At 63.6% G+C, this 23,706-nt stretch carries 23 protein-coding genes; 12 read left to right on the forward strand and 11 right to left on the reverse strand.

Annotation, left to right across the window (positions count from 1 at the left end; translation table 11 throughout):
• Positions 1–65: 65 nt before the first annotated feature.
• Positions 66–782 (reverse strand): ribonuclease PH, encoded by a 717-nt coding sequence (rph, locus tag J2Y48_RS11040; RefSeq protein WP_310417164.1) that lies wholly within the window; start codon positions 780–782, stop codon positions 66–68.
• Positions 783–971: 189 nt separating this feature from the next.
• On the opposite strand from rph, the gene hrcA reads away from it, so the two are divergent.
• The 3 genes from hrcA (at position 972) to J2Y48_RS11055 (ending at position 5,108) form a co-directional block, all read left to right on the forward strand.
• On the forward strand, positions 972–2,051 hold the full coding sequence (hrcA, locus tag J2Y48_RS11045) for a heat-inducible transcriptional repressor HrcA (RefSeq protein ID WP_310417167.1): 1,080 nt from the start codon (positions 972–974) through the stop codon (positions 2,049–2,051).
• 235 nt (positions 2,052–2,286) lie between these two features.
• The gene (gene grpE, locus J2Y48_RS11050; RefSeq protein WP_310417170.1) at positions 2,287–2,907 is read left to right on the forward strand and encodes a nucleotide exchange factor GrpE; all 621 of its coding nucleotides are present in this window, start codon (positions 2,287–2,289) and stop codon (positions 2,905–2,907) included.
• A gap of 233 nt (positions 2,908–3,140) precedes the next feature.
• Complete coding sequence (locus J2Y48_RS11055) at positions 3,141–5,108, forward strand: BCCT family transporter (RefSeq protein ID WP_310417173.1); 1,968 nt, start codon at positions 3,141–3,143, stop codon at positions 5,106–5,108.
• Positions 5,109–5,235: 127 nt separating this feature from the next.
• Here the strand turns inward: J2Y48_RS11055 and ptsN are convergent, their stop codons facing one another.
• The 6 genes from ptsN to lptC form a co-directional block, all read right to left on the reverse strand.
• The gene (ptsN, locus tag J2Y48_RS11060; protein WP_310417176.1) at positions 5,236–5,697 is read right to left on the reverse strand and encodes a PTS IIA-like nitrogen regulatory protein PtsN; all 462 of its coding nucleotides are present in this window, start codon (positions 5,695–5,697) and stop codon (positions 5,236–5,238) included.
• Between the two features lie 76 nt (positions 5,698–5,773).
• The gene (hpf, locus tag J2Y48_RS11065) at positions 5,774–6,346 is read right to left on the reverse strand and encodes a ribosome hibernation-promoting factor, HPF/YfiA family (RefSeq protein WP_310417179.1); all 573 of its coding nucleotides are present in this window, start codon (positions 6,344–6,346) and stop codon (positions 5,774–5,776) included.
• A gap of 242 nt (positions 6,347–6,588) precedes the next feature.
• A complete protein-coding gene (rpoN, locus tag J2Y48_RS11070) occupies positions 6,589–8,160 on the reverse strand; it encodes an RNA polymerase factor sigma-54 (protein ID WP_310417181.1) in 1,572 nt (523 codons plus the stop codon).
• Positions 8,161–8,434: 274 nt separating this feature from the next.
• Positions 8,435–9,220: an LPS export ABC transporter ATP-binding protein gene (gene lptB, locus J2Y48_RS11075; protein ID WP_310417773.1), complete on the reverse strand. Its 786-nt coding sequence runs from the start codon at positions 9,218–9,220 to the stop codon at positions 8,435–8,437.
• 33 nt (positions 9,221–9,253) lie between these two features.
• Positions 9,254–9,817 carry an LptA/OstA family protein gene (locus tag J2Y48_RS11080; RefSeq protein ID WP_310417184.1) on the reverse strand — a complete coding sequence of 188 codons (564 nt, stop codon included), beginning with the start codon at positions 9,815–9,817 and terminating at the stop codon, positions 9,254–9,256.
• Between the two features lie 7 nt (positions 9,818–9,824).
• On the reverse strand, positions 9,825–10,493 hold the full coding sequence (gene lptC / locus J2Y48_RS11085) for an LPS export ABC transporter periplasmic protein LptC (RefSeq protein ID WP_310417187.1): 669 nt from the start codon (positions 10,491–10,493) through the stop codon (positions 9,825–9,827).
• A 241-nt stretch (positions 10,494–10,734) separates the two neighbouring features.
• Between lptC and sppA the strand changes: the two genes are divergently transcribed.
• Genes sppA through J2Y48_RS11100 form a run of 3 tightly spaced genes read left to right on the forward strand, consistent with a single transcriptional unit; the run spans position 10,735 to position 12,407 of the window.
• On the forward strand, positions 10,735–11,685 hold the full coding sequence (gene sppA / locus J2Y48_RS11090; protein WP_310417190.1) for a signal peptide peptidase SppA: 951 nt from the start codon (positions 10,735–10,737) through the stop codon (positions 11,683–11,685).
• A gap of 27 nt (positions 11,686–11,712) precedes the next feature.
• On the forward strand, positions 11,713–12,015 hold the full coding sequence (locus J2Y48_RS11095; RefSeq protein ID WP_192248690.1) for an integration host factor subunit beta: 303 nt from the start codon (positions 11,713–11,715) through the stop codon (positions 12,013–12,015).
• A 50-nt stretch (positions 12,016–12,065) separates the two neighbouring features.
• Positions 12,066–12,407, forward strand: a complete 342-nt coding sequence (locus tag J2Y48_RS11100; RefSeq protein ID WP_310417195.1) for a DUF1049 domain-containing protein — start codon at positions 12,066–12,068, stop codon at positions 12,405–12,407.
• Positions 12,408–12,536: 129 nt separating this feature from the next.
• Here the strand turns inward: J2Y48_RS11100 and J2Y48_RS11105 are convergent, their stop codons facing one another.
• Positions 12,537–12,989 (reverse strand): carbon monoxide dehydrogenase subunit G, encoded by a 453-nt coding sequence (locus J2Y48_RS11105; protein ID WP_310417198.1) that lies wholly within the window; start codon positions 12,987–12,989, stop codon positions 12,537–12,539.
• Between the two features lie 242 nt (positions 12,990–13,231).
• On the opposite strand from J2Y48_RS11105, the gene J2Y48_RS11110 reads away from it, so the two are divergent.
• From J2Y48_RS11110 to J2Y48_RS11130, 5 genes are all read left to right on the forward strand, one after another.
• Positions 13,232–14,332 (forward strand): class I SAM-dependent methyltransferase, encoded by a 1,101-nt coding sequence (locus J2Y48_RS11110; protein ID WP_405030214.1) that lies wholly within the window; start codon positions 13,232–13,234, stop codon positions 14,330–14,332.
• Positions 14,329–15,192: an RNA methyltransferase gene (locus J2Y48_RS11115; RefSeq protein WP_310417204.1), complete on the forward strand. Its 864-nt coding sequence runs from the start codon at positions 14,329–14,331 to the stop codon at positions 15,190–15,192. Before J2Y48_RS11110 ends, J2Y48_RS11115 begins: the two co-directional genes overlap by 4 nt.
• Entirely contained in the window at positions 15,189–15,686 is a 498-nt protein-coding gene (gene lspA, locus J2Y48_RS11120) for a signal peptidase II (protein WP_310417207.1), read from the forward strand. Before J2Y48_RS11115 ends, lspA begins: the two co-directional genes overlap by 4 nt.
• A 63-nt stretch (positions 15,687–15,749) precedes the next feature.
• Positions 15,750–18,014 (forward strand): ATP-binding protein, encoded by a 2,265-nt coding sequence (locus J2Y48_RS11125; protein WP_310417210.1) that lies wholly within the window; start codon positions 15,750–15,752, stop codon positions 18,012–18,014.
• 164 nt (positions 18,015–18,178) lie between these two features.
• Positions 18,179–19,027 (forward strand): GNAT family N-acetyltransferase, encoded by an 849-nt coding sequence (locus J2Y48_RS11130; protein WP_310417776.1) that lies wholly within the window; start codon positions 18,179–18,181, stop codon positions 19,025–19,027.
• Positions 19,028–19,107: 80 nt separating this feature from the next.
• Here the strand turns inward: J2Y48_RS11130 and J2Y48_RS11135 are convergent, their stop codons facing one another.
• The 3 genes from J2Y48_RS11135 to J2Y48_RS11145 form a co-directional block, all read right to left on the reverse strand.
• Positions 19,108–19,851 (reverse strand): isoprenylcysteine carboxylmethyltransferase family protein, encoded by a 744-nt coding sequence (locus J2Y48_RS11135; RefSeq protein WP_310417213.1) that lies wholly within the window; start codon positions 19,849–19,851, stop codon positions 19,108–19,110.
• Positions 19,852–19,862: 11 nt separating this feature from the next.
• Positions 19,863–20,630, reverse strand: coding sequence for a carboxy-S-adenosyl-L-methionine synthase CmoA (gene cmoA, locus J2Y48_RS11140; RefSeq protein ID WP_310417217.1), 768 nt, complete (start codon positions 20,628–20,630; stop codon positions 19,863–19,865).
• Between the two features lie 162 nt (positions 20,631–20,792).
• Positions 20,793–21,227: a helix-turn-helix domain-containing protein gene (locus J2Y48_RS11145; protein ID WP_310417220.1), complete on the reverse strand. Its 435-nt coding sequence runs from the start codon at positions 21,225–21,227 to the stop codon at positions 20,793–20,795.
• A gap of 69 nt (positions 21,228–21,296) precedes the next feature.
• Here J2Y48_RS11145 and J2Y48_RS11150 point away from each other — a divergent pair, with 69 nt between their 5' ends.
• Entirely contained in the window at positions 21,297–23,696 is a 2,400-nt protein-coding gene (locus tag J2Y48_RS11150; protein WP_310417223.1) for a heavy metal translocating P-type ATPase, read from the forward strand.
• Positions 23,697–23,706 lie beyond the last annotated feature (10 nt).

Consider the following 23,706-nt stretch of genomic DNA (forward strand, 5'->3'; position numbering starts at 1 on the left):
TGCCCGAAGGGCGGATGAGGGGCAAGGGCGAAATGCAACGTCTCTCACGCCGGCGCGCGAAGCCGTCAGGCGATCGCCTGTTTTTGCAGCTCGACCAGTTCGGCGATGCCGCTCTTAGCCAGCGCCATCAGGCTTGCGAATTCCTCCTCGGTGAACGGCTTGCCCTCAGCCGTGCCCTGGATCTCGACGATGCCGCCTGTGCCGGTGATGACGAAATTGGCGTCCGTCTCGGCCGCAGAGTCTTCGAGATAGTCGAGGTCGATCACCGACTGGCTGGCGAAAATGCCGCAGGAGATCGCGGCGACGTGGTCCTTCAGAACCTTCTCGACCTTGATCATCCCGCGCGTTTCCATCCACTTCAGGCAGTCGTACAACGCGATCCAGGCGCCGGTGATGGAGGCGGTGCGCGTGCCGCCGTCGGCCTGGATGACGTCACAGTCGATGGTGATCTGTTTTTCGCCGAGCGCGGTCAGGTCGACTACGGCACGCAGCGACCGGCCGATCAGGCGCTGGATTTCCTGGGTGCGGCCGCCCTGCTTGCCGGCCGCCGCCTCCCGCCGCATCCGCTCGCCAGTGGCGCGCGGCAGCATGCCGTATTCGGCCGTGACCCAGCCCTTGCCGCTGTTGCGCAGCCACGGCGGCGTCTTTTCCTCAAGGCTCGCCGTGCACAGCACATGCGTATCGCCGAACTTCACCAGACAGGAGCCCTCCGCGTGCTTGGAATAATTGCGCTCGAAGGAAACCTTGCGCATCTGGTCGGTTTTTCTGCCTGACGGCCGCATCGCGAACTCCGTGTCGTGTCCTTGTCTGGCGATGCTTCTAAACGACTTCGCCGGGAGAGGAAATCGTCGAATTGGCCGATTTCCGGGAATTTCGTTCACGCGGCGCCTCCCCGGCCGGTCGCATTTGCCCTTGTCTGCAAGTGGGCCGGGTCACTATAGTTCCAAAGGCAAAGGGAAACGTTGACCGGCATGGTATTGAGACACTCTGCGGAGACTGACATTCACAAAAAGCTGGACGAGCGTTCTGGCGAGATTTTCCGCCGGATCGTCGAGAGCTATCTGGAGCATGGCGAGCCGCTCGGGTCGCGGAATCTATCCCGCATCCTGCCGATGTCACTGTCGCCGGCTTCCGTGCGCAACGTCATGAGCGACCTGGAGACGCTCGGGCTGATCTATTCGCCCCATGTCAGTTCCGGGCGGCTTCCCACCCAGCTGGGCCTTCGGTTTTTCGTCGACGCCTTCATGCAGGTGGGCAACATCTCAGACGAGGATCGCGCCTCGATCGCCCGGCACGTTCATCGACCGGTGCACGGACAGAGCATCGAGACGATGATGGGTGAGGCAAGCCAGGTGCTTTCCGGCATGTCGCGCGGCGCGGGAATCGTGATCACGGCGAAGAACGATTCGGTGCTCAAGCACGTCGAGTTCATCCGGCTGGAACCGACCAAGGCGCTGGTTGTGCTGGTTGGCGAGCATGACCAGGTCGAAAACCGCATCATCGAGCTGCCGGCCGGCACGACCAATTCGCAGCTGAACGAAGCGGCGAACTTTCTCAATGCACACCTCGCCGGCAGTACGATCCACGAGGCTCGCACCCAGCTCGAACGGTTGCGCCGCGAGGTGCGCCAGGAATTGGATCTGCTGTCACAGGACCTGGTCGAGCGCGGGCTTGCAGTCTGGTCTGGCGGCATCGACGAGAGCAAGCCGACGCAGTTGATCGTGCGCGGCCGCGCCAATCTGCTCGAAGGGCTGGCCGGTATCGAAGATGTCGATCGGTTGAGGATGCTGTTCGATGACCTGGAGAAGAAGGACAGCCTGATCGAGCTTCTGAACCTCGCCGAAGCCGGGTCGGGAGTGCGCATTTTCATCGGCTCCGAGAACAAGCTGTTCTCGCTCTCCGGCTCTTCACTGATTGTGGCTCCGTACCGTGACAGCGACGAACGCATCATCGGCGCGGTCGGCGTGATCGGGCCAACGCGGCTGAACTATTCACGGATCGTGCCGATGGTCGACTACACCGCACAACTGATGTCGCGACTGTCGCGCTGAAGCCAGTTCTGCAAGTTTGTCGAACAAGCCTTGATTTTTTCGATCCGAAGCTCGATATCCGCCTCAACTCCCTCCCATTGTCCGCGCAACTTAAAAGGCGCGCGGACGGCTGGGAGGGAACATGAGCGCCGCGCATCCGCCGGATGGGCAGGGTCGCTTTGGCCGATCAACCTGTGCATGGCCTGGGTATTGTAATCCCGCGCGATGCACGCGATTTCTCAATCCGGAGAAACCAATGACCGACGATACCAGCAAACACGGCCCCGAAGCCGCAAATGACGAGGCCGAGACCGCCGCTGTGTCGCCCGAGAACAACGAAGCCGGCGCGCAGGCGGCAGAGGCCGATCCGGCCGCATTGCTGCAGGCGGAAAACACCGAACTGCGCGACAAGTATCTGCGCCTTGCCGCCGAGATGGACAATCTTCGCCGTCGCACCGAACGCGACGTCAAGGACGCCAAGTCCTACGCCATTGCAGGCTTTGCGCGGGACATGCTGGGCGTTTCCGACAATCTGCGCCGCGGGCTGGAGGCCGTTCCCGCCGAGGCGCTGGAAGCCGGCGAGGCCGGACTGAAGGCGCTGATTGAAGGCGTGGAAATGATCGAACGGTCGATGCTGGCGGCGCTCGAGCGCCACGGCGTGCGCAAGCTGGAGCCGATGGGCGAGAAGTTTGACCCGCATTTCCATCAGGCGATGTTCGAGGTGCCCAACACCGAGGTGCCGAACGGCACCGTCGTCCAGGTCATCCAGGACGGCTACACCATCGGTGAGCGCGTGCTTCGCCCGGCCATGGTCGGCGTCTCCAAGGGTGGCCCGAAGGCACCGGCAAACGGTGGCGACAACCCCGAGCAAGGCTGAACGATCAAGCCTCCGGCATGAACGGGATGAAAGCCCGGCGCTTCGGCGCCGGGCATTTTTTGTTAGCCTTGCCGCAATCGGTTCGGAAAGGATGCTTTTCGCGCGCGACCGCAGGGCCCTCCGTGCATTCCACAGGCGGGATGAAAGGCCTGTTCCGCCCGAGCGTGGAGCGTTACTCTCGGATCTGGTGCACCCCCGTGCCGTCGAATGGCCGCGGAAAAGGGAGGCTTGGAATGAAACAGCCGCTCACCGGGATTTCGCCCATCTCCTTCTACGGCTCGGCCATCATCTCGCTCGGGCTCATCCTCTTCGCCTCCATTTTCCCCGAGGTGGCCGCAGCCCTCTTCAAGCGCGCCAATGACTGGATCATCGCCGAGCTCGGCTGGTTCTACATGCTCGCCGTCGGCGGCTTCGTCATCTTCCTGCTGTTTCTTGCCATCAGCCCGCTCGGCCGGGTCAAGCTCGGCCCCGACGAAGCCGAGCCCGACTACAGCTACAGCACCTGGGTGGCGATGCTGTTCAGCGCGGGCATGGGCATCGGCATCGTCTTCTACGGCGTCGCTGAGCCGATCATGCACTTCAGCGCCCCCCCGGATGCAGAGCCCCGCACGGCGCAGGCGGCGCGGGACGCGATGGAAGTAACCTTCTTCCACTGGGGCGTTCACGCCTGGGCGATCTACGCCGTCATGGGGCTGGCGCTCGCCTATTTCGGCTACCGCAAGGATGAGCCGCTGGTCATTCGCTCGGCCTTCCGTCCGTTGCTGGGCGACCGGATCAACGGCCCGCTCGGCGACGTCATCGATATCTTCGCCGTGGTTGGCACGCTGGCCGGCCTCGCCACTTCGCTCGGCCTCGGCGTCGCGCAGCTCAATGCCACAGGCACCTACCTCTTCGGCCTGGCGCAGAACCTGGAGACGCAGCTCGTGCTGATCGCAATCGTTACCGGGCTCGCCACGGTCACGGTCGCGACCGGCCTCGACAACGGCATTCGCCGCCTCAGCGAGATGATCATCATCGTCTCGTTCATCCTGATGTTCCTGATCCTGGTGCTCGGGCCGACACGCTTCCTGCTGCAGGCCTTTGTCGAGAACATCGGCCTCTACCTGAACGGCTTCGTCGCGCGCACCTTCCACATCTATGCCTACGAGCCGACCGAATGGCTGGGCAGCTGGACGCTGTTCTACTGGGGTTGGTGGATCTCGTGGTCGCCGTTTGTCGGGCTGTTCATCGCCCGCATCTCACGCGGTCGCACCATCCGCCAGTTTCTTTTAGGCGTGCTCTTCGCGCCGGCAGGCTTCAGCTTCATCTGGTTCACCGTCTTCGGCGACGTCGCTATCTGGCTCGACAGGAATGTGGCGGATGGGCAGATCACCAGGACCGTCACGGAGAACATGCCGATCGCGCTGTTCACCGTCTTCGAGTACCTGCCCTGGTCCACCTTCCTCGCCTGGCTGACGGGTCTGCTGGTGGCGGTCTACTTCGTCACTGCCTCGGACGCCGGCGCGCTGGTGATCGCCATGATCACCTCGCAGGGCGACGAGGAGCCGGTGCTGTGGCTGCGGGTGTTCTGGTCGCTCGTTTGCGGCGGCGTCGCCGCCTGCCTGCTCCTGGCCGGCGGGCTGGATGCTGTGCAGATGGCGGCCGTGATCGCGGCGCTGCCTCTGTCGGTCCTCATGGTCCTGATGTGCTATGGAATCTGGAAGGCGCTGAGCGACGAGGTGGCGTTGACGACCAGCGCCAGCCTGCCCGCCGCGCCGATGGTGCCGCACGAGGCGGCCAAGTTCTGGCGGCGGCGCATCAGCGCCATCATCGACCACCCCGGCCGCCCGCAGGTGGAGCGGTTCATCGCCTCGACCGTAGCCAAGGCGTTCGAGACGGTGGCGCGCGAACTGGAAAAACCCGAGGACATCGAGGCCGACGTTGAAAAGACCGAGGACGGCCTGCGCTTTGTGATCAGCCATGGCGAGACGGTGCCGCCCTTCGTCTATGAGGTCCGTCCCGTCAGCAAGCCGATCCCGGCCTTTGTCGTCATTGACGCCGCGCGCAATGAAGGCGGGCGCAACCGCTACTATCGCGCCGAGGTCTTCCTCGCCCAGGGCAGCCGCGGCTATGACATCTACGGCTATGATCTAGACCAGGTGATCGCCGACGTCGTCAACCACTACGGCCGCTACCGCCACTACCTGGCGATCACCGGCTGAGAGTCAGGAAGGCAGAAAGGGGCTCCGCGGAGAGCCGACGTACGCAATCATCGGCGCGCGATCGATTCGCGCAACGATCGGCGAAGGACGCGACACGCGTTCCCCCGGCGCTCGCGGCCCGGCCGGCTCAGGCGGCGTTGGCTTGTTCCTCGCTGAGGCAGGCATAGATCGCCGTCGCCGAATCCGAGGCGCGCAGCTTGGCCACCATGGCCGGATCGCGCAGCACGCGGGCGATACGTGAAAGGGCCTTCAGATGGTCGGCGCCCGCGCCCTCGGGCGCCAGCAGGAGGAAGACGAGGTCGACCGGCTGGTCGTCGAGCGCCTCGAAGTCCACCGCCGTCTCCAGGCGAGCGAAAAGGCCCGTGATCTGGGTGAGATCCTTCAGCTTCCCGTGCGGGATGGCGATGCCGTTGCCGACTCCCGTCGACCCGAGACGCTCGCGCTGCAGGATCACATCGAAGATTTCGCGTTCCTGAAGCCCGGTGACCTTTGCCGCCTTTATCGCCAGTTCCTGAAGCAATTGCTTTTTCGAACTGGCCTTCAGCGCCGGAATAATCGCACTCTGCTGCAGCAAACCTGCCAATGCCATGCCTTTGTCCTCGTGAGCCGCAGTGAAGGGAGTAAGGCGGGATGCGCCCAGCCCCTGGGCGCACCCCCCTGCCACTTTAGCCTTTGATATTGGCTGCATCTATCCAGCCAATATTTCCATCGTTACGTCTATAGACGATATTGAGATCCTCCTGGCCAACGCTGCGGAACAGAAGCACCGGCTCGTCCGTCATGTCGAGCGCCATCACGGCGCTGGCAACGGACATGGTCTTGAGCGTCTTGGTGCTTTCCGCGACGATGGTCGGGGCGTAGTCCGCCGGCAGTTCGTCCGCATCCTCCGGAATCGAATCCATGACCGTGTATGCGACTTCCGCATAGGCCTGGCCATTTCCGTTGTGGTGATCCTTGAGCTTGCGCTTGTAGCGGCGAAGGCGCTTCTCGATCCGCCCCGACGCGGCGTCGAAAGCGAGAACCGGATCGTTCGCTTCGCCATTGGCCTGCAGGGCGGCACCGGTGTCGAGGTGAACCTTGCAGTCGGCACTGAATCGCGGACCGGACTTTGCCACTATGACGTGGCTCGAATAGCCTCCATCGAAATATTTGGTCACGGCCGCTCCGATCTGTTCTTCAATGCGCAAGCGGAACGCGTCGCCGATGTCCATATGTTTGCCGGATACACGCACACTCATGGAGCTTCCTCTCTCATTGTGATTTGCGCGTAACAGTCTATTCCAACCGGACCCGTCATCCAAGCACTTCGCGCGCACAACGCCCCTTTCGCCAGCGGTACCGGGGGAAAATGGGGATATGGCGAGCCGGTTTGTCTTCCCTTCGGAATTGCGGCGGGCATCTATCTGTTCCTGATGAAAGTGTCAACTGCTCCCTCGGTGGCAACCCTCCCGGGACACCGCCCTACGCCTTTGGCAGACGGTCAAAAACCGGAGGCTTTGGCAAGCGCGCGCTTCTCCCGGCGGCGCTGCACCGAGGAGGGAATGTTCATCGCCTCGCGATATTTCGCCACGGTTCGCCGCGCAATGTCGATGCCGCCCTTCTTGAGGACGTCGACGATATCGTCGTCGGAAAGCACGGCCTCGGGCGTCTCCCCGGCGATCAAGGTGCGGATGCGTTGACGCACGGATTCGGCCGAGTGACTGTCGCCGCCGTCGGTGGAGCCGATCGACACGGTGAAGAAATATTTCAGCTCGAACAGCCCCCGCGGTGTCAGCATGTACTTGTTCGAGGTGACGCGGCTGACGGTCGATTCATGCATCTTGATGGCGTCGGCAACCGCTTTCAGATTAAGCGGCCGCAGATGGTCCACGCCGTTGAGAAGGAAGGCGTCCTGCTGCCGCACAATCTCGGTCGCCACCTTCATGATCGTCTTTGCCCGCTGATCCAGGCTGCGGGTCAGCCAATTGGCGTTCTGCAGACATTCGCTCAGGAAGGACTGATCTTCGCTCGCCCGCTCGGTGCGGCGGGAGACGGAGGCATAGTAGTCGTTGTTGACCAGCACGCGCGGCAGCGTCTCGGCATTCAACTCGACGAGCCAGGTCCCGTCGGGGGCCGCACGAACGGTGATGTCGGGGACGACGGAATCGGAGACCCCAGGCTCGAAACGCGCGCCCGGCTTGGGGTCGAGCTTGCGAATTTCCGCCAGCATGTCGACCAGGTCTTCCTCGTCGACGCCGCAAAGTTTTTTCAGCGTGGCGAAATCGCGGCGCGCCAACAGCTCAAGATTGCCGACCAGCTCAGCCATCGCAGGATCGAAGCGGTCACGGGCGCGAAGCTGGATCGCCAGGCACTCGGACAGGGTGCGAGCGAAGACGCCGGGTGGGTCGAGTTCCTGCAGAGCGTCGAGCACGCGCGCGACATCGGTGATCGGCTTGCCGAGTTTGAGCGCCGCCTCTGACAGGTCCGCCAGAAGATAGCCGGACTCGTCGAGTTGGTCGATCAGGTATCCAGCGATGAGCCGATCGACCGGCGAGACAAGCAGAAACGGGACCTGGGCGGCAAGATGGTCGCGCAGCGTCGTCTGGGCCGCGACGAACTCATCGAGTTCATAGCCTTCGCCGTAGCTCGCGCCCGGCATCGATTTCCACTGGCCAAGGAGTTCCGGCGCATCCGCCGTGCGCGGGCCGGCATCATCGGGAAAGACGTTTTCGAGATTGGAATCGAAGGACTCGGCGATCGCGCTGGCGTTGCCGCCTGTGGCGGTCTCATAAAGGTCCCCGGAAGGTCCGGCCTCCGTGTCTGCGATATCCCGAGCCGGCTGTTCTTCGTTGACGGAATAATAGGCGCCATCCGCCGGGTAAACTTCGTCCGCGCCGCGCGAGTTCTCGTCACCCGAGACGAGCTCAAGCAGCGGGTTCTTCTCCACCTCGGTCTCGATGAACCGAACCAGTTCCAAATGCGTCATCTGTAGCAGCTGGATCGACTGCATCAGTTGCGGCGTCATGACCAGTGACTGGCTCTGGCGCAGAAAAAGGCTGGCTGCGAGTGCCATGCGGACGCTTGAACTCCTTACGCCGCCACACGTCTTTTACGACGCGTCATGGACGCCGTACCCGATGAATTGCCTGGCAATGTCCTCACCGATCGGATCGTGGAGCAGTGCCGACTGCCGGAACACCGGGTGGCAAACCTCACTTGCCGATCCGGAATTCGGACTGGCCCAAAAATTGCTTTTTTGGCGGAACTGGTCAAGCGGCCGGGAGGAGATGCCGACGAATTCCTCCGATCAAGGCGAAGAAAAGTCCGGCGTCGAGGACGTCGGACGCTCAGAGGCTGAAATTGTCGCCGAGATAAAGACGCCGCACGTCGGGATTGGCAACGATGTCGTTGGCGCGACCGTGGGTCAGGACCTCGCCGGCGTGGATGATGTAGGCGCGGTCGATCAGGCCGAGCGTCTCGCGGACGTTGTGATCGGTAATCAACACGCCGATACCGCGCGACGTCAAATGGCGAACGAGTGCCTGGATGTCGGCCACCGAAATCGGATCGACGCCCGCGAAGGGTTCGTCGAGAAGCATGAAGGTCGGATCCGTCGCAAGCGCGCGGGCGATTTCCAGTCGCCGGCGCTCACCGCCGGATAGCGCGATGGCCGCAGCCTTGCGCAAGTGCGAGATCGAGAATTCGGCCAGCAGGCTGTCGAGCTTGTGCTCGCGACGCACCTTGTTCTTGTCGTGCACCTCGAGCACGGCGCGGATGTTCTGCTCAACCGTCAGGCCACGGAAGATCGAGGCCTCCTGCGGCAGGTAGCCGACGCCGAGCCGCGCACGCCGATACATCGGCATCGTCGTGACGTCGTTGCCGTTCAGTTCGATCGCCCCTTCATCGACCGGGACCAGGCCGGTGATCATGTAGAAGCAGGTCGTCTTGCCGGCGCCGTTAGGGCCGAGCAGCCCGACGGCTTCGCCCCGCCGCACGACGAGTGAAACGCCATTGACCACCCGCCTGCCCCCATAGGTCTTGGTCAGGTTGCGGGCGATCAACGTGCCTTCGTAGCGCGACGCGTCGAGGCTGCGCTGGACCGCCGGCGCAGACTTCTTGGCATGACGCGTCATGCGGGAAAGGGATAGAAGTGACACGGGCGTACGTCAGTTCGTGGTTTTACGGGACTTCGGATCGAGCTGGATCATGACCCGGCCGCCGCAGGCGTCGAGCTTGGCCTCGCCGGTCCGCATCAGCACCGTCAGCTGGCAGCCGACAAAGACGTTCTTGCCCTCCGACAGCACGACCTTGTCACCCTTCAGCACGAAGACCTCGTCAATGAGGTTGAAAGTTCCGGTATCAGCGGTCGCCTGCTGCACTCCGGACTGCAGGAAGACCTTGTCGGCAACGTCGATTTTCTCGATATCGGCATCGCCGCTCGAAATCGATCCGCCGCCATCGGCCTTGTAATGGACGACCATGCTGCCGGCCTGCAGCGTCGTCGTGCCCTGGACGACCTTGACGTTGCCGGTGAATTGGGCGGTGTTGGCCTGCTGCTGGATTTCCAGCTTGTCGCTCTGGATCTGGATCGGCTTGTCGTTGGACAGCTGAAGCCCCTTCAGCTGGCTCTTCGTTTCCTGCGCTCCGGCGGTCGTTGCGACCAGCACGAAGCCGGCGGCAAGCAGCGGGAGAATGGCATGTCTTTGCGCGGGTTCAGAAAATGCGGACATCGTGGCCCTACTTCTCTCTGTTGCGGATGGCGGCGGGATCTACATTGACAACGACGTCCCCCTCGAAGACGACGGTTCGCCCTTTATCCGTCATTCGCAGCGACTGCGCAACAATCGAAGCTTCCTTGGCCTGGATGGAGACGGCTTGCTGCGTCGACATGCGGCCGCCGTTGATGTCGAGGTGTGCGTCGCGGAAGGCGGCTTCGAGGCCTGTGTTCAGACGGATGGTGAACGGCGCGGTCATGTCGAGAATGTTGCGGCCGCGGTCGTAGATGCCGGTAACGGCGTCTACCTGCGCGATCAGCTTCTCGTTGACCGGCATTTTCGCCCGGATGTTCTCAAGCTGGATGATGTCCGGGTTCTTCATGTCCTGCAGCGCCCGGTCGGCCTTCATCGAATAGCTGATGCCGTCGCGGTTGCGACCGGAGATCGCCGGGTTTTTCATCACCACCTTGCCGTCTTCGATCGTGGCGCTTTCGACAGCCAGCTCTTCGGGCAGGTAGGTGCTGACGATGGAGACCACGGCGAAGATGGCGGCAATAACAAGCCCAATCGCCGGCAAGGCGATCTTCAGAAATCGCACGCGCGCGGAGTGCCGTGCCGCGCGACGGTAGGCTTCCATCGGCGAGACCGTCCGGTAGTCGACGGATTGAATGTCAGCGGCAGTGGTCAGCATGTGCCTTGTTCGTTGTTTTCTGGTCTGTTGTCTAGGGCCGACAGTGCCGGTTGAACCGCCTCCGTCCTGAATCAGGATAACGGGCCCCATATGGAGTTTATTCCTGAACAAACAATGGATGCCCGAAAAAGCGGCTCAGATGATTTGCTATTTGCCCGGCTAATGCCATATCGATGAGGCATTTGGCAAATGGCGCAACCGTCGTTTGTCGCAAGAAACCATCGAACGGGAACCTTTCGAGATGGACCAGTCTGCTATAGCCGACCGTCGGCAGTTGCGCCGCAAGCTCACGTTCTGGCGTGTCGCGGCCATCCTCGTCGCCGCCATTGCCGGTTTCGCAGCCATAACGTGGAACTGGCAGGCGGCCTCCATCGAGGACCATGTCGCACACGTTTCGATCACAGGCATCATTAAGGACGATGAGGAACTTCTGCAACGGTTGGACCGCATCGCCAAGAACGACCGGGCGAAGGCGCTGGTCGTGTCCATCACCTCGCCGGGCGGCACGACCTATGGCGGAGAGGTGATCTACAAGGCACTGCGCAAGGTGGCCGAGAAGAAGCCGGTCGTCTCCGACGTGCGCACGCTCGCCGCCTCAGCGGGCTATATGATTGCCACGGCTGGCGACACGATCATCGCCGGGGATAGTTCGATCACCGGCTCAATCGGCGTCATTTTCCAGTATCCGCAGTTGAGCGAGTTGATGGACAAGCTCGGCGTTTCTCTCGAAGAGATCAAGTCTGCCCCGTTGAAGGCAGAGCCTTCACCGTTCCATCCCGCAAGCGAGGACGCCAAGGCGATGATACGCCGCATGGTCGATGACAGCTTTGCCTGGTTCGTCGATCTTGTCGCAGAGCGTCGCAAGCTACCGCGCGAGGAGGCACTGCGACTGGCCGACGGCAGCATCTACACGGGCCGGCAGGCCTTGCAGGCGAAACTCGTCGACAGACTTGGCGGGACGGACGAGATCCGCGACTACCTCGAGACGCGCAAGGTCGGCCGCAGCCTGCCGATGGTCGACTACGAGCCGCCACGTCGTTCCGGCCTGTTCGGTTTTGGTCTGGACTCCGCTGACTGGTTGAAGGGACTCGTCGGCCTTGGTTTCGGTCCGTCGGAGGCTCTCGAAAAGCTTGGCGGCGAGAAGTTGTTCCTTGACGGTCTTGTCTCCGTTTGGCAGGTTGGACGTGATTGAAAAGACAAGCGTTTTGAGGGGACAACCGTGATCAAGTCAGAATTGGTACAGATCGTCGCCGCACGCAATCCACATCTTTATCATCGTGACGTCGAAAACATCGTCAACGCGGTCCTGGACGAGATCACCGATGCGCTTGCCGCCGGCAACCGTGTGGAGCTTCGCGGCTTCGGTGCTTTCTCGGTGAAGAACCGTCCTTCGCGCTCCGGGCGCAACCCGCGTACCGGCGATGCGGTGTTCGTCGAAGAGAAGTGGGTCCCCTTCTTCAAGACCGGCAAGGAGCTGCGCGAGCGGCTGAACCCCAATCACGCGGACGACGACGCCGATTGACGTCTGCGGTACCGCAACCCTCAACCAGCCCGATTGCTGGAGGTGGTTTCATGTTCAAGAAGATCATCAATATCGTCATCCTGGCGCCGATTGCCATCGTGCTGATCGTACTGTCGGTCGCCAATCGCCAGCCCGTGCGCCTGGCGCTCAATCCGTTCCGGCCGGAAGACTCGGTGCTGTCGATGACGGCTCCGTTTTTCGTCTATCTGTTCCTGGCGCTGATCCTTGGCGCGATCCTCGGAGCGGCCGCGACCTGGATCGGCCAGCACAAATACCGCAAGCGTGCTCGGATCGAGGCGAGCGAGGCGGTGAAGTGGCACACTGAGGCCGACAAGCACAAGGCCCGCGCCGAGACACTGCATGCCCAGTCGCTTCTGTCCGCGCCGAAATAGGGTTCGCTGCTCAGGGGAACTCGTTATCCTTGCCCCTCATCCGCCTGCCCAGGCTTAGAAGCGGGGAAGCGGCCGCACCGCGCCCGCTTCCGTCCCGGGCTAGCTCGAGCGGCTATTCAATCGCAAAACTCAGGCATTCGGCCCACCGTTGAGCCGCTGGCCGAGATCAGCGAAGAACTGGGCTGCGAGCTTCTTCGAGGTCGAATCGATCAGGCGCGAGCCGAGCTGGGCGAGCTTGCCGCCGATCTGCGCATTGACCGTATAGGTCAGCACCGTCTCGTTGCCGTCCTCGGCGAGCTTCACGTCGGCGCCGCCCTTGGCGAAGCCGGCAATCCCGCCTTTTCCTTCGCCGGAGATCGTGTAGCTTTCCGGCGGGTTGAGGTCGGACAGCGTGACCTCGCCGTTGAACGTGGCGGAGACCGGGCCGATCTTGATCTTGACGGTGGCTTCGAGCTCGGTCGGCGACTTCATCGTCAGCGACTGGCAGCCCGGGATGCAGGCTTTCAAGGTCTCGGGATCGTTGAGTGCCGCCCAGACGGCCTCACGAGGGGCGGCGATGCGCTCTTCACCTGACATGTCCATGGCGTTCCTCCTCCTGGCCCGGGTGCTTGCCGATTTATCGCAGATGGGAAAGCGCTTTGCCAAGTGGGACTTTGCCAACTGGAGCAGCGGTGCTATTTGGTCTGGCTTTCCCGCGGACCAGCGTCCGCCATCTGACTAATCGAAACGGACCCGACGTGAAGGACAAGAACCGCCGGCAGAAGAAGGGGCCCGCCATGACGGGTCCCGCGCGATCTGGCGAACGCGTTCGCCAGCCATCGCCGATGCGCAACACTGGCCCCAAGCCGCAGGCCGGGGTGGCTGCCAAGCACGCAGACGCCTCACGCATCGAACCGGCGGCAATGCGAAAGGATTTTGGCGCAGGCGCGACCAAGACGGCACCTGAAAGGAACGCCCGCACGGCGTCCCAGGCCGCCGAACCTCAGCGCAAGCTGATCGTCCGCACCGGCGACAAACCTTCCGAGCGGGTGCCGGTGATCCTCGAGACGGCCGGCACCGACGACTACCGCCTCATCGACAGCGGCGCCGGCGAGAAGCTGGAGCAATACGGTCCCTATCGGATCGTGCGCCCGGAAGCACAGGCGCTCTGGCCGCGCAGCCTGCCGGCGCACGTGTGGGAGAAAGCGGACGCCCTGTTCACCGGCGATACCGACGAAGACGGCATGGGCCGTTGGCGCTTTCCGGAGGCCGCACTTGGCGAGACCTGGCCGATGCGTCTGCTCGATACCGATTTCCATGGCCGCTTCACCGCCTTCCGCCACGTCGGGGTCTTTCCGGAGCAACTGGCGCACTGGAGCTGGATGAAGGCGCGGATCGAGGCGGCAGGCCGGCCGCTGAAGGTCCTGAACCTGTTCGGCTATACCGGTGTCGCCTCGCTCGTCGCCGCCCGCGCCGGCGCAGAAGTGACCCACGTCGACGCCTCGAAGAAAGCGATCGGCTGGGCGCGGGAAAACCAGGCGCTCGGGCGCGGTGAAGCGCTGCCGATCCGCTGGATCTGCGAGGATGCGATGAAGTTCATCCTGCGCGAGGAGCGTCGCGGCAGCCGCTACGACATCATTCTCGCCGATCCGCCGAAATTCGGCCGCGGTCCGAACGGCGAAGTGTGGCAGCTGTTCGACAGCCTGCCGTTGATGCTCGACGTCTGCCGCGAGATCCTCTCGCCACGCGATGCAGCCTTCGTGCTGACCGCCTATTCGATTCGAGCCAGCTTCTACTCGATCCACGAACTGATGCGGGAAACGATGCGCGGCCGCGGCGGGCTGGTCGAGTCCGGCGAACTTGTTATCCGGGAGGGCGGAACCGACGGCAGGACGGCCGGCCGCGCCCTTTCCACTTCCCTCTTCAGCCGTTGGACTTCCGCATGAGCGAACATCACCACCGCGATCAGGGTCCCCACCGCGTGGGGCAGGTGAAGGAGGTCACGAGCCTCGCCAACCCGATCGTCAAGGACATCAAGGCGCTGGCGCAGAAGAAGGCGCGCGATGAAACGAAATCCTTCATCGCCGAGGGACTGAAACTCGTGATCGATGCGCTCGAGCTCGGCTGGACGATCCGCACGCTGGTCTATGCGAAGGCCGCCAAGGGCAAGCCGCAGGTCGAGCAGGTTGCCGCGAAGACCTTTGCCAAAGGCGGGCTGGTGCTGGAAGTCAGCGAGAAGGTGATGTCGGCAATCACCCGGCGTGACAATCCGCAGATGGTGATCGGCGTGTTCGAGCAGCGCTATACCGCCCTGAAGGACTTCCGCCCGAAGGCGGGCGAGACCTATGTGGCGCTCGACCGGGTGCGCGATCCGGGCAATCTGGGCACGATCATCCGCACGGCCGACGCGGCAGGCGCCTCCGGCTTGATCCTCGTCGGCGAGACGACCGATCCGTTCTCGCTGGAGACGGTTCGCGCGACCATGGGGTCGGTGTTTGCGATGCCCGTCGCCAAAACCTCGGTCGCCGACTTTCTGCGCTGGAAGAAGGAGACGCACGTCAAGGTGGTCGCAACGCATCTTGCCGGTGCGGTCGACTACCGCACGATCGACTACAGGAAACAGCCGATCGTGCTCCTGATGGGCAACGAACAGGCCGGGATTCCGGAGGAACTGGCCCGCGAAGCCGATTCGCTGGCGCGCATTCCCCAGGCAGGCCGCGCCGATTCCCTCAACCTCGCGATCGCCACCGGCATCATGCTGTTCGAGGCGCGTCGTCACATCCTGTCGCTGGACGAGCCGAAATGACCAAGCGCGCCCCGTTCTTCTCCCGACCCGTCCCGGTCGTCTCGTTCATTGTCATTGCCGTCCTCGTCGACCAGTTCATCAAGCTGGCCGTGGAGACGTGGCTGCCATTGGAGCAGCCGGTGCATGTCCTGCCGATGCTGGCCCTCTACAGGACCTACAATTTCGGCGTCGCCTTTTCGATGCTGTCGGGCATGGAGGGCTGGTTCATCGTGGCCTTGAGACTCGTCGTCGTCGCCTTCGTCACCTGGCTGTGGCGGCAGACGCCCAAGGAGCGGGGGCTGGCCCATGCGGGCTATGCGCTGATCATCGCCGGCGCGATCGGTAACCTCGTCGATCGCCTCCTGTTTGGTTACGTGATCGACTACGTGCTGTTCTACACCGCCACCTGGTCGTTTGCCGTGTTCAACCTCGCCGACAGCTTCATCACCATCGGCGCGGGCATCATCCTGCTCGATGAGGTGCTGCAATCGCGCGGGCGCAGGCACAAGGCCTGATCGTTAAAATCCGATCGGTTTGCTGAAGCGGATTTGAACGCCTGTCGTGCTATCCGGGCACGCATGAGCGAACCGGCGAAGCTTCAAGACCGGCTCAAGGCGGAATTCGCGGACGAGCCGAGTGACGCAAGGCAGCCACCACGCGATGGCGGGGTGGAGACCGCCGCGCGTTCGTCGTCGATCATGTCCTCGCATGCAGCGGGCCAGGCATCTCCTTCAGACCATGCGATGCTCAGCGGCATCGTCGGCTGCCTCGTCGTTCTGTCAGCCGGCCTCGTCCTGGTGACCGGATTCCTGCAGGGGTTTCACGTCGCGGCGCTCAGTCTTGGCGTGGCCGGTCTAGCGGGCGCGCTACTGCTCTTTCGCAGCGGCGTCATTGCCGAACGACGGTTGAGGCGACATGTCGAGCATCACCACGACCGCACCTGGGAGCAGAGCGAGACGTCGGCGGCGTCTGCCGCCATCCACGACATTTTGCGCGACATTGTGCTCGTGCGCTCGCTGGACGGACGGATCATCCGCGCCAACGCGGTCCTAAGCGATCTTGTCGGTATCGCCGAGCTAGCTGGCCTGACCTGCACCCAGATCGGCCTCGACATCCACTCGCAGGCCCTGCCACATCACTACGACGTAAAGATTGCGGCACCGGGCGGTACGCGCGTCTATGCGTGGCATGATGTGACCATTCGGGAACCGGCGACGGGTGAACTGGTGATCCACACCATCGCCCGCGACGTCACCGAGGAACGCAGGGCCGAGCACCTGCGGGAGCTCGCCCTCAGCAAGGCCGAAGATGAAAGCGAGGCGAAGTCGCGGCTGCTTGCGACGGTCAGCCACGAGATCCGCACGCCGCTGTCGGGCATCCTTGGCATGTCGCACCTGATCGGGCAGACGCGGCTGACAGCGGAGCAGAAGAACTATCTGGCAGGAATCCGCCAGTCCGGCCACGCGCTTGTCCAACTCGTCGACGACCTGCTCGACTTTTCCACGATCGAGGCAGGCCGGTTTCAGTTGCGCCCGAGCGAGGATCCTGTCCGCCCATTGATCGAGGGCGTCGTCGAGATGATGTCGCCGCGGGCGCATGAGAAAGGGATCGAGATCGGCTCCTTCGTCTCGGCCGAGGTGCCGGCGGTCATGTCGTTTGACGGATCGCGGCTGCGGCAGGTGCTCTACAACGTGATCGGCAACGCGGTGAAATTCACGGTGAGCGGCGGGGTCTATCTCGAAACGACGATCGAGCCCGACCACATCGTCGTGAAGGTTACCGATACCGGCCCGGGCATGACGGCCGACGAGCAGATGCGGGTCTTCGAGGCGTTCGAGCAGGCCGGAGGCGCATCCCAGCGCCGTGGCGGCGCCGGTCTCGGCCTTGCCATCTCCGCCCGCATCCTAAGCGAAGCTGGCGGCGCGCTGACGCTGGAAAGCCGTCCTGGACACGGCTCCACGTTCACGATTCGAATGCCCGCCGCGCTGACGCTCGCGGCCGTCTGCGGAAGGGCGGGCCCGCTGCGGGGGGCGTCGGTCTTTCTCTACGCACCCGATGGCCCGGTGGCGCGCGCGCTGCAACGCACGATCGAGACCCTCGGTGGCACCTGCGCGCACACGGCCACCGCCACCGACGCGCTGCAATTCGCGCAGGGAACGACCGCCTCGTTGACGGACATCATCGTCGACAACCGGCTTTCCGGAGATTACCGGCGCGAACTCTCCGGCCTGGCCGCCTTCAACGCCCGGCACATCCGCCGCACCTATCTCGTCAACCCCGAGGAACGAACCGGCCGGGCGATCAGCAACGGCGAGGGTTACGATGCCTGGCTGATCCGTCCCTTGCGCGAGCGATCACTGGTCGAAGTGCTGTGCGGCCGGATGAAGGGCATCGAGGTTCGCGACGCAATCAACGACAACCGGCCGACGCTGTGCGCGCCGATAGCGGAAGGGCCAAGCAAGGCGGCGCGAATCCTTCTGGCCGAAGACGACCCCGTCAATGCCATGCTCGTGCGTTCGATGCTGACGAAGGCGGGTTTCGAGGTGAGCGTCGTCGACACGTTCCCTTCCCTGCTTTCCGCGGTCGGCGACCCGGCGGGGCGGCCGGATCTTGTCATAACGGACCTGAACATGCCGGGCGGCGACGGACCCGAGGTGGTGCGTCGCCTGACCGGCGAAGCGGCCGCCGTGCCGGTTGTCGTCCTGACGGCCGAGGGACGCGGAGGCGTCTACGACGATTTGATCGCCTGCGGCGCGGCCGCGGTCCTGGTCAAGCCGGCCGAACCAAAGGCTTTGCTCGCCGAGGTCGCCCGCCTGATCGCGGTGACGGCAAAAGGACGCTGACCGTCTTTTCCGCACCGCCACAGCCTTCTTGTCTGCTGAACACCGGAGGGCTATCTACAGGCAGTCCGATGTCACGGTCCTGTTGCAGATTCGTGCTTAAAGAGAGACAGGAAATCTTGAGCAGGAAGTCGCCGATGAGTGTCGAATTTGCAGATCCACAGGTGATGGCCGAGACTGTCCCGTCGACATGCCAGGTTCCGGTCCACAAGACGACCGACGTGTTCGGCCGCATCGGCAATCTGGAAACCAGGCTTGCACGGACGAATGCCGAGATCGATGCGGCGCAGGCAGTGCGCTACCGCGTCTTTGTCGAGGAAATGAATGCGCAGGTGGCCCCCGACGCGATGCGCCGCGCGCGCGACATCGACGCCTGGGACATGGTCTGCGATCATCTGCTCGTGCTCGACACCTCGATCGAGGGCGACGCGGAGGAGCAGATCGTCGGGACATACCGGCTCTTGCGGCAGGATGTCGCCAGGAATTCGGGGGGGTTCTACTCGCAGTCCGAATTCGACATCGAGCCGCTCTTGGCCCGCCATCCGGAAAAGCGCTTCATGGAACTCGGCCGCTCCTGCGTGCTGCCGGAATACCGGACGAAGCGGACCGTGGAACTGCTTTGGCAGGGGGCCTGGGCCTATGCGCTGAAGCACCGCGTCGACGTCCTATTTGGATGCGGTTCCTTCGGCGGCGTCGTGCCGGAGGAGCATGCGCTGGCGCTTTCCTTCCTGCACCAGAACCTGCTGGCACGCGATGAGTGGAGCGTTCACGCCCATGCTGACCAGTATCGGACGATGGATCTGATGCCGAGCGAAGCGGTAAATGCCCGCCGGGCGCTTGCCGCCATGCCGCCGCTGATCAAGGGTTATCTGCGGCTCGGCGCGATGATCGGCAATGGCGCCGTCGTCGACCACGCCTTCCGCACGACGGACGTGCTGATCGTTCTGCCGATAGGCAGCATTTCGGGCCGTTACATCAACTACTACGGCGCCGATGCCGGTCGGTTTGCGAGCTGACGGATGCGATTTGACCACCTGGCTGAGCAAGCGGCCAGGTGCCGGTTGCTACCGCACGGCCCCCTGGTATGCGTCGCGCATCAGTGAATTGGTTTCGGTTCGCTGAAGACGCCGCGCTTCTTCAGACGGCTGATCGCACCGGTGGCAAGTCCGATCAGGGCCAGCAGTCCGGCGAGCACGGCGAGATAAGGCAGGCTCTGCGTCAGGCCTTCATTGAGGGCGGCGCGGTAGAACTCGATGACGAGCAGAGTAATCAGGGTTGCCGACATCGTCGAGTAGTCCTTGGCGATCACGCGCCGGACGTTGAAGGCCATGCCTTCCGTGGCGCTGCGAAACCGTCTCAGCCGCAGCGCCCAGCGCGGCACGTCGCGGCAGTATGCCCGGTAGGCGTCTCCGAATTTCTTCTCGAGAAACTCCTCCTCGGCCAGTACGATACACTGATAGAGGAAGGCGAAGAGACCGATCCCGAGCACGACTGCCAGCGGATTGCCACTGAACAGGAACACACCGGAATAGATCAGCATGTTGCCGACGTAGAGCGGATTGCGGCAGACGCCGAACATACCCTCGGTGACAAGATCCTTGGCATAGACCCGTTTGTTCAACCCGCCACGCTGGATATAGGCGTAGCCGATAACGGTCGCCCGCAAGCCTAGTCCGGCGAGAACCAGCAGGATCGCGACGATAGCGCTGACCTGCTCGACCGCCGTGCTCCCATGCGCCACGGGCGGCGCCAGCAGGAATAGCGCGACGATGATCGCAGGGAAGAGCTGGTTGCGATACTTGAAAAAGAAGTTGCCGATTCCGATCATGGCTGCGGTCATGGGTGTCCTTCCTACTTCACCGCGACGATGCCGCAGAAGTTATACCAACGGAAGAAGACCTCGACAGTGCGGAAGCCGGCTTCCTTCAGGAGTTGCACGTTTTCGTCCAGCCGGTAGGGGATCAGGACGTTTTCCAGCGCCTCGCGCTTCTTCGAGATCTCGATATCGGAATAGCCGTTGCGCCGCTTGAAGTCGTAGTAGTGCTCGATGAACAGGCGGTTGAACGTGGTGTCCTCGCTCGTCAGCTTCTCGATGAGCAGGAGGCAGCCTTGGTCGTTGAGGCCGGCATGGATCGCCTTCATCACGCGCTCGCGATAGAGCGGCCGGACGAACTGCAGCGTCAGCAGCATGGTCGCGACGCTGGAGTTCTCCATCTGGAAGCCATGGTTCAGGTCGGCCACCTTGAGTTCGATCGGCCGGTTCGTGTTGGCTGCCCGGATCTTCTGCGCGGCCTTTTCGAGCATGTCCGGCGCGTTGTCGATGCCAATGAAATGGACGTCCGGGTGGATAGCTCCGTCGAGTGCCAAAAGCGTCGTCGCGGTCGAACAGCCGATGTCGACGAGATTGGTTTGCGGCTGGGCAAAGTCGGCCGCCAGCTCACAGACCATCCGCTGCATCTCTTCGTAGTAGGGAACGGAGCGGCTGACCATGTCGTCGAAGACGTTGGCGACGGTGGCGTTGAAGGCGAAGTCGCCCACCGGCAGGTCCTCGCGGGCGAAGACCTGGTCCTTGCGCTCGATGCGCAGCGGCAGGGGCATGGATGTTGCTGTTTCGGCCATCTGCATTTCTCCCAGACTGATAGGCAAGGCGAGAGGCATCGAGACCGCCCCCAGTTCAGCTCGGCTGCAGATCAACCATCGGATACTGACAGCCACCTGAACGCACTGAGTCGGGGTTGGAGAGGTGACTATATCGCAACCTGTAGGTCTAGGCACCGAAAATTAGCGAACGGGGCGTTGATGTCGCTCGCAGGCGCCGCATTGAGCCAGTGCCTCGATCACCTTGCACTCGGCGATGGTGCCGTGGGTGCAACTCGAAAGCGTGCGCTCCAGCTCGGCTTCCAGAAGCTTCAGCCGCGCGATCCTTTGGCGCACGTCCTCCAACTGCCGGCGGGCAATCTCGTCGGCCTCGGCACAGGGCAGGTCGGGATGCTTCGACAGGTCAATGAGTTGCCGGATTGCGTCGATCGAAAGGCCGAGATCGCGGGCGTGCAGGATGAAAACCAGTCTGTCGTAGTGACGCGCGGTGTAGCGGCGCTGGTTGCCGGCGTTGCGCTCCGGTTCCGGCAGGAGTCCGATCGATTCGTAGTAGCGGATCGTCTCGACCTTGGAGCCGCTGGCCTCGGCGAGCCTGCCGATCGAAAAAGTGCGTTCCATCGCTATTTTCCCGCTTGAAGCTGTAGTGACTACAGGTTTTATAGGTGGTGCAGATCAAGGAGATTTGCAATGGACGAGCAATTCCGCGGCGACAAGCCGGCCGGCACGAAAGGCACCAAGCCCGCACTGGCCGAGCACGGGCCTGCAGGAGGCGCCGGCCATGATGACGGATGTGGATGCTGCCACGACCGCCACGAACATGCCCCCGCCGCGGCGCATGAAGCCGACCACGACCACCTTGAAAGCCACCCGGCAGCGGGTGCTGCCAGCCACGATCACGCGCATGCGGAGGGCGCTGTCTGCGGGGTCGGGAACGGCAAGGGGGAAGACCCGATTGCCCCCGGTGACGGCTATCGCCGCTTCCGCGTTTCCGGAATGGACTGCGCCAGTTGCGCCAACACGATCCGCACCGCCATCGGCGGCATGCCGGGTGTTGCCGACGTGCGCGTCTCGATCCCGCGTGAAATGATGTTTGTCGCCGTCGATGAAGGCAGGACACCGCTCTCCGCCGTGCGCGAGCGGGTGCAGAGCCTCGGCTATGGTGCGGACATCATCGAAGACGACACTCCTGCTCCGCGGCCGGCCCGCATCGCCTGGTGGCGGACGACCAAGGGGCTGCATGCGATCGTCGGTGGTGCCGTCACCGCCATTGCCTTCGCTGTCAGCCAGTCGGCGCCGGAAATCGGGCACTTCATGTTCATCGCGGCAGCGATCCTGCTGGCCTTGCCGATTGCGCGCCGGGCCGTGGCTGCCGCAATTGCCGGTGCCCCATTCACCATCGAAATGCTGATGACGGTTGCGGTGATCGGCGCCGTCATCATCGGTGAGCCGGCAGAGGCGACGGTGGTCGTCTTCCTGTTTGCGACCGGCGAGGTGCTTGAGGGTTATGCGGCCGGCCGCGCCCGCGCCGGCATCGAGGCGCTCGCCTCGCTCGTGCCCGACCGCGCCTTCATCGAGGAAAACGGGATCGTCCGCGAGATTCCCGCGCGTGAGATCCGGCCGGGCCATGTCGTGCTGGCGCGTCCGGGCGACCACGTCGCTGCCGATGGCACGGTTATCGAGGGACGCGCCCATCTCGACGAGGCGGCGATAACCGGGGAAAGCGTTCCGGTTTCGCGCGGCCCTGGCGAAAAAGTCTTCGCAGGTTCCGTGGCGATCGATGCGGCGCTGAAAATCCGCGCCGAGAAGACCGCGGCTGACAACACCATCGCCCGGATCGTCGCCCTCGTCGAGGAGGCGCAGGACGCCAAGGCCCCGGCAGAGCGGTTCATCGACGGCTTTTCGCGGGTCTATACGCCTTTGGTCGCGGCGCTGGGCCTGCTCGTGGCCATCATCCCGCCGCTCATCTTCGACGGGGACTGGGACACCTGGATATACCGCGGCCTGGCGCTGCTTCTGATCGGTTGCCCCTGCGCGCTGGTCATTTCCGTGCCGGCGGCAATCGCGTCCGCGCTGTCGTCCTCGGCGCGCGCCGGCATCCTCGTCAAAGGCGGCGTGTTCCTGGAGACACTGGCTAAGACCGACGTCGTTGCCTTCGACAAGACCGGCACGCTGACCAAGGGCCGGCCCGCGGTGACCGGCGTGCATGCCACCGAGGGCACGGAGGACGGACTGCTGGCGCTCGCCGCGGCGATCGAGGCGGGTTCGAGCCATCCCCTCGCCGAAGCGATCATCGCTGAGGCGAAGAAACGCGATCTTGCCCCGACCTCCGCGTCCGGAGTAAAGGCGCTCGCCGGCCGTGGCGTGACCGGATCGGCGCAGGGGCGGATGGTTTTCATCGGCGCTCCACGATTTGCTGCGGAAGAGGGTACGATCGGACCCGCGCTGGCCGCGAAAATCGAAGCCTTCGAGCAGGCGGGCAACACGATCGCGGTCGTCGTCGCCGACGGGATCGGCATCGGGGCGATCGCGCTGCGCGACGAGCCGCGCGACGACGCGCTGGAGGGCATCGCCGCGCTGAAGGCGCTTGGCGTGGAGACGATGATGCTCTCCGGCGACAACCCGGTCACCGCTTCGGCGATCGGTCGTTCGCTATCGATCGATGACGCGCGCGGCGGCCTGCTGCCAGCCGAGAAGGTCGAGGCCTTGCGGGCGATTTCGCAACAGCGCGGCACGGTGATGGTCGGCGACGGCATCAACGATGCGGCCGCCCTTGCCGCGGCCAGCGTCGGCATGGCGATGGGATCGGGCACCGGCCTTGCACGAGAGACGGCCGGCGTCGCGCTGATGGGCAACCGCGTGCTGGACGTCGCGCGGGCCATCGCGCTTGGCCGGGCGACCATGGCGAACATTCGCCAGAACGTCACGATCGCGATCGGGCTGAAGGCCGTTTTCCTCGTCACCACCATCTTCGGCGTGACCGGTCTGTGGATCGCCGTCTTCGCCGATACCGGCGCCACCGTGCTCGTGACGCTCAACGCGATGCGGCTGCTGTTGCCGTCGGTGGGCGCTGTCTCCACGCGCGGGTAGCCGCCCACCA

It is taken from the genome of Mycoplana sp. BE70, from assembly GCF_031455855.1.
In the GTDB taxonomy this organism is placed as follows: domain Bacteria; phylum Pseudomonadota; class Alphaproteobacteria; order Rhizobiales; family Rhizobiaceae; genus Mycoplana.

Coding starts and splice junctions, on each gene's coding strand:
- grpE (WP_310417170.1), top strand. CDS start 2,287: ATGACCGACGATACCAGCAAACACGGCCCCGAAGCCGCAAATGACGAG.
- J2Y48_RS11135 (WP_310417213.1), bottom strand. CDS start 19,851: ATGACCGCAGCCATGATCGGAATCGGCAACTTCTTTTTCAAGTATCGC.
- lspA (WP_310417207.1), top strand. CDS start 15,189: ATGACCAAGCGCGCCCCGTTCTTCTCCCGACCCGTCCCGGTCGTCTCG.
- hpf (WP_310417179.1), bottom strand. CDS start 6,346: ATGAGTGTGCGTGTATCCGGCAAACATATGGACATCGGCGACGCGTTC.
- lptC (WP_310417187.1), bottom strand. CDS start 10,493: ATGCTGACCACTGCCGCTGACATTCAATCCGTCGACTACCGGACGGTC.
- rph (WP_310417164.1), bottom strand. CDS start 782: ATGCGGCCGTCAGGCAGAAAAACCGACCAGATGCGCAAGGTTTCCTTC.
- J2Y48_RS11125 (WP_310417210.1), top strand. CDS start 15,750: ATGAGCGAACCGGCGAAGCTTCAAGACCGGCTCAAGGCGGAATTCGCG.
- J2Y48_RS11150 (WP_310417223.1), top strand. CDS start 21,297: ATGGACGAGCAATTCCGCGGCGACAAGCCGGCCGGCACGAAAGGCACC.
- J2Y48_RS11055 (WP_310417173.1), top strand. CDS start 3,141: ATGAAACAGCCGCTCACCGGGATTTCGCCCATCTCCTTCTACGGCTCG.
- lptB (WP_310417773.1), bottom strand. CDS start 9,220: ATGACGCGTCATGCCAAGAAGTCTGCGCCGGCGGTCCAGCGCAGCCTC.
- J2Y48_RS11115 (WP_310417204.1), top strand. CDS start 14,329: ATGAGCGAACATCACCACCGCGATCAGGGTCCCCACCGCGTGGGGCAG.
- J2Y48_RS11080 (WP_310417184.1), bottom strand. CDS start 9,817: ATGTCCGCATTTTCTGAACCCGCGCAAAGACATGCCATTCTCCCGCTG.
- J2Y48_RS11105 (WP_310417198.1), bottom strand. CDS start 12,989: ATGGACATGTCAGGTGAAGAGCGCATCGCCGCCCCTCGTGAGGCCGTC.
- rpoN (WP_310417181.1), bottom strand. CDS start 8,160: ATGGCACTCGCAGCCAGCCTTTTTCTGCGCCAGAGCCAGTCACTGGTC.
- cmoA (WP_310417217.1), bottom strand. CDS start 20,630: ATGGCCGAAACAGCAACATCCATGCCCCTGCCGCTGCGCATCGAGCGC.
- J2Y48_RS11100 (WP_310417195.1), top strand. CDS start 12,066: ATGTTCAAGAAGATCATCAATATCGTCATCCTGGCGCCGATTGCCATC.
- ptsN (WP_310417176.1), bottom strand. CDS start 5,697: ATGGCATTGGCAGGTTTGCTGCAGCAGAGTGCGATTATTCCGGCGCTG.
- J2Y48_RS11130 (WP_310417776.1), top strand. CDS start 18,179: ATGGCCGAGACTGTCCCGTCGACATGCCAGGTTCCGGTCCACAAGACG.
- J2Y48_RS11145 (WP_310417220.1), bottom strand. CDS start 21,227: ATGGAACGCACTTTTTCGATCGGCAGGCTCGCCGAGGCCAGCGGCTCC.
- J2Y48_RS11110 (WP_405030214.1), top strand. CDS start 13,232: ATGCGCAACACTGGCCCCAAGCCGCAGGCCGGGGTGGCTGCCAAGCAC.
- hrcA (WP_310417167.1), top strand. CDS start 972: ATGGTATTGAGACACTCTGCGGAGACTGACATTCACAAAAAGCTGGAC.
- sppA (WP_310417190.1), top strand. CDS start 10,735: ATGGACCAGTCTGCTATAGCCGACCGTCGGCAGTTGCGCCGCAAGCTC.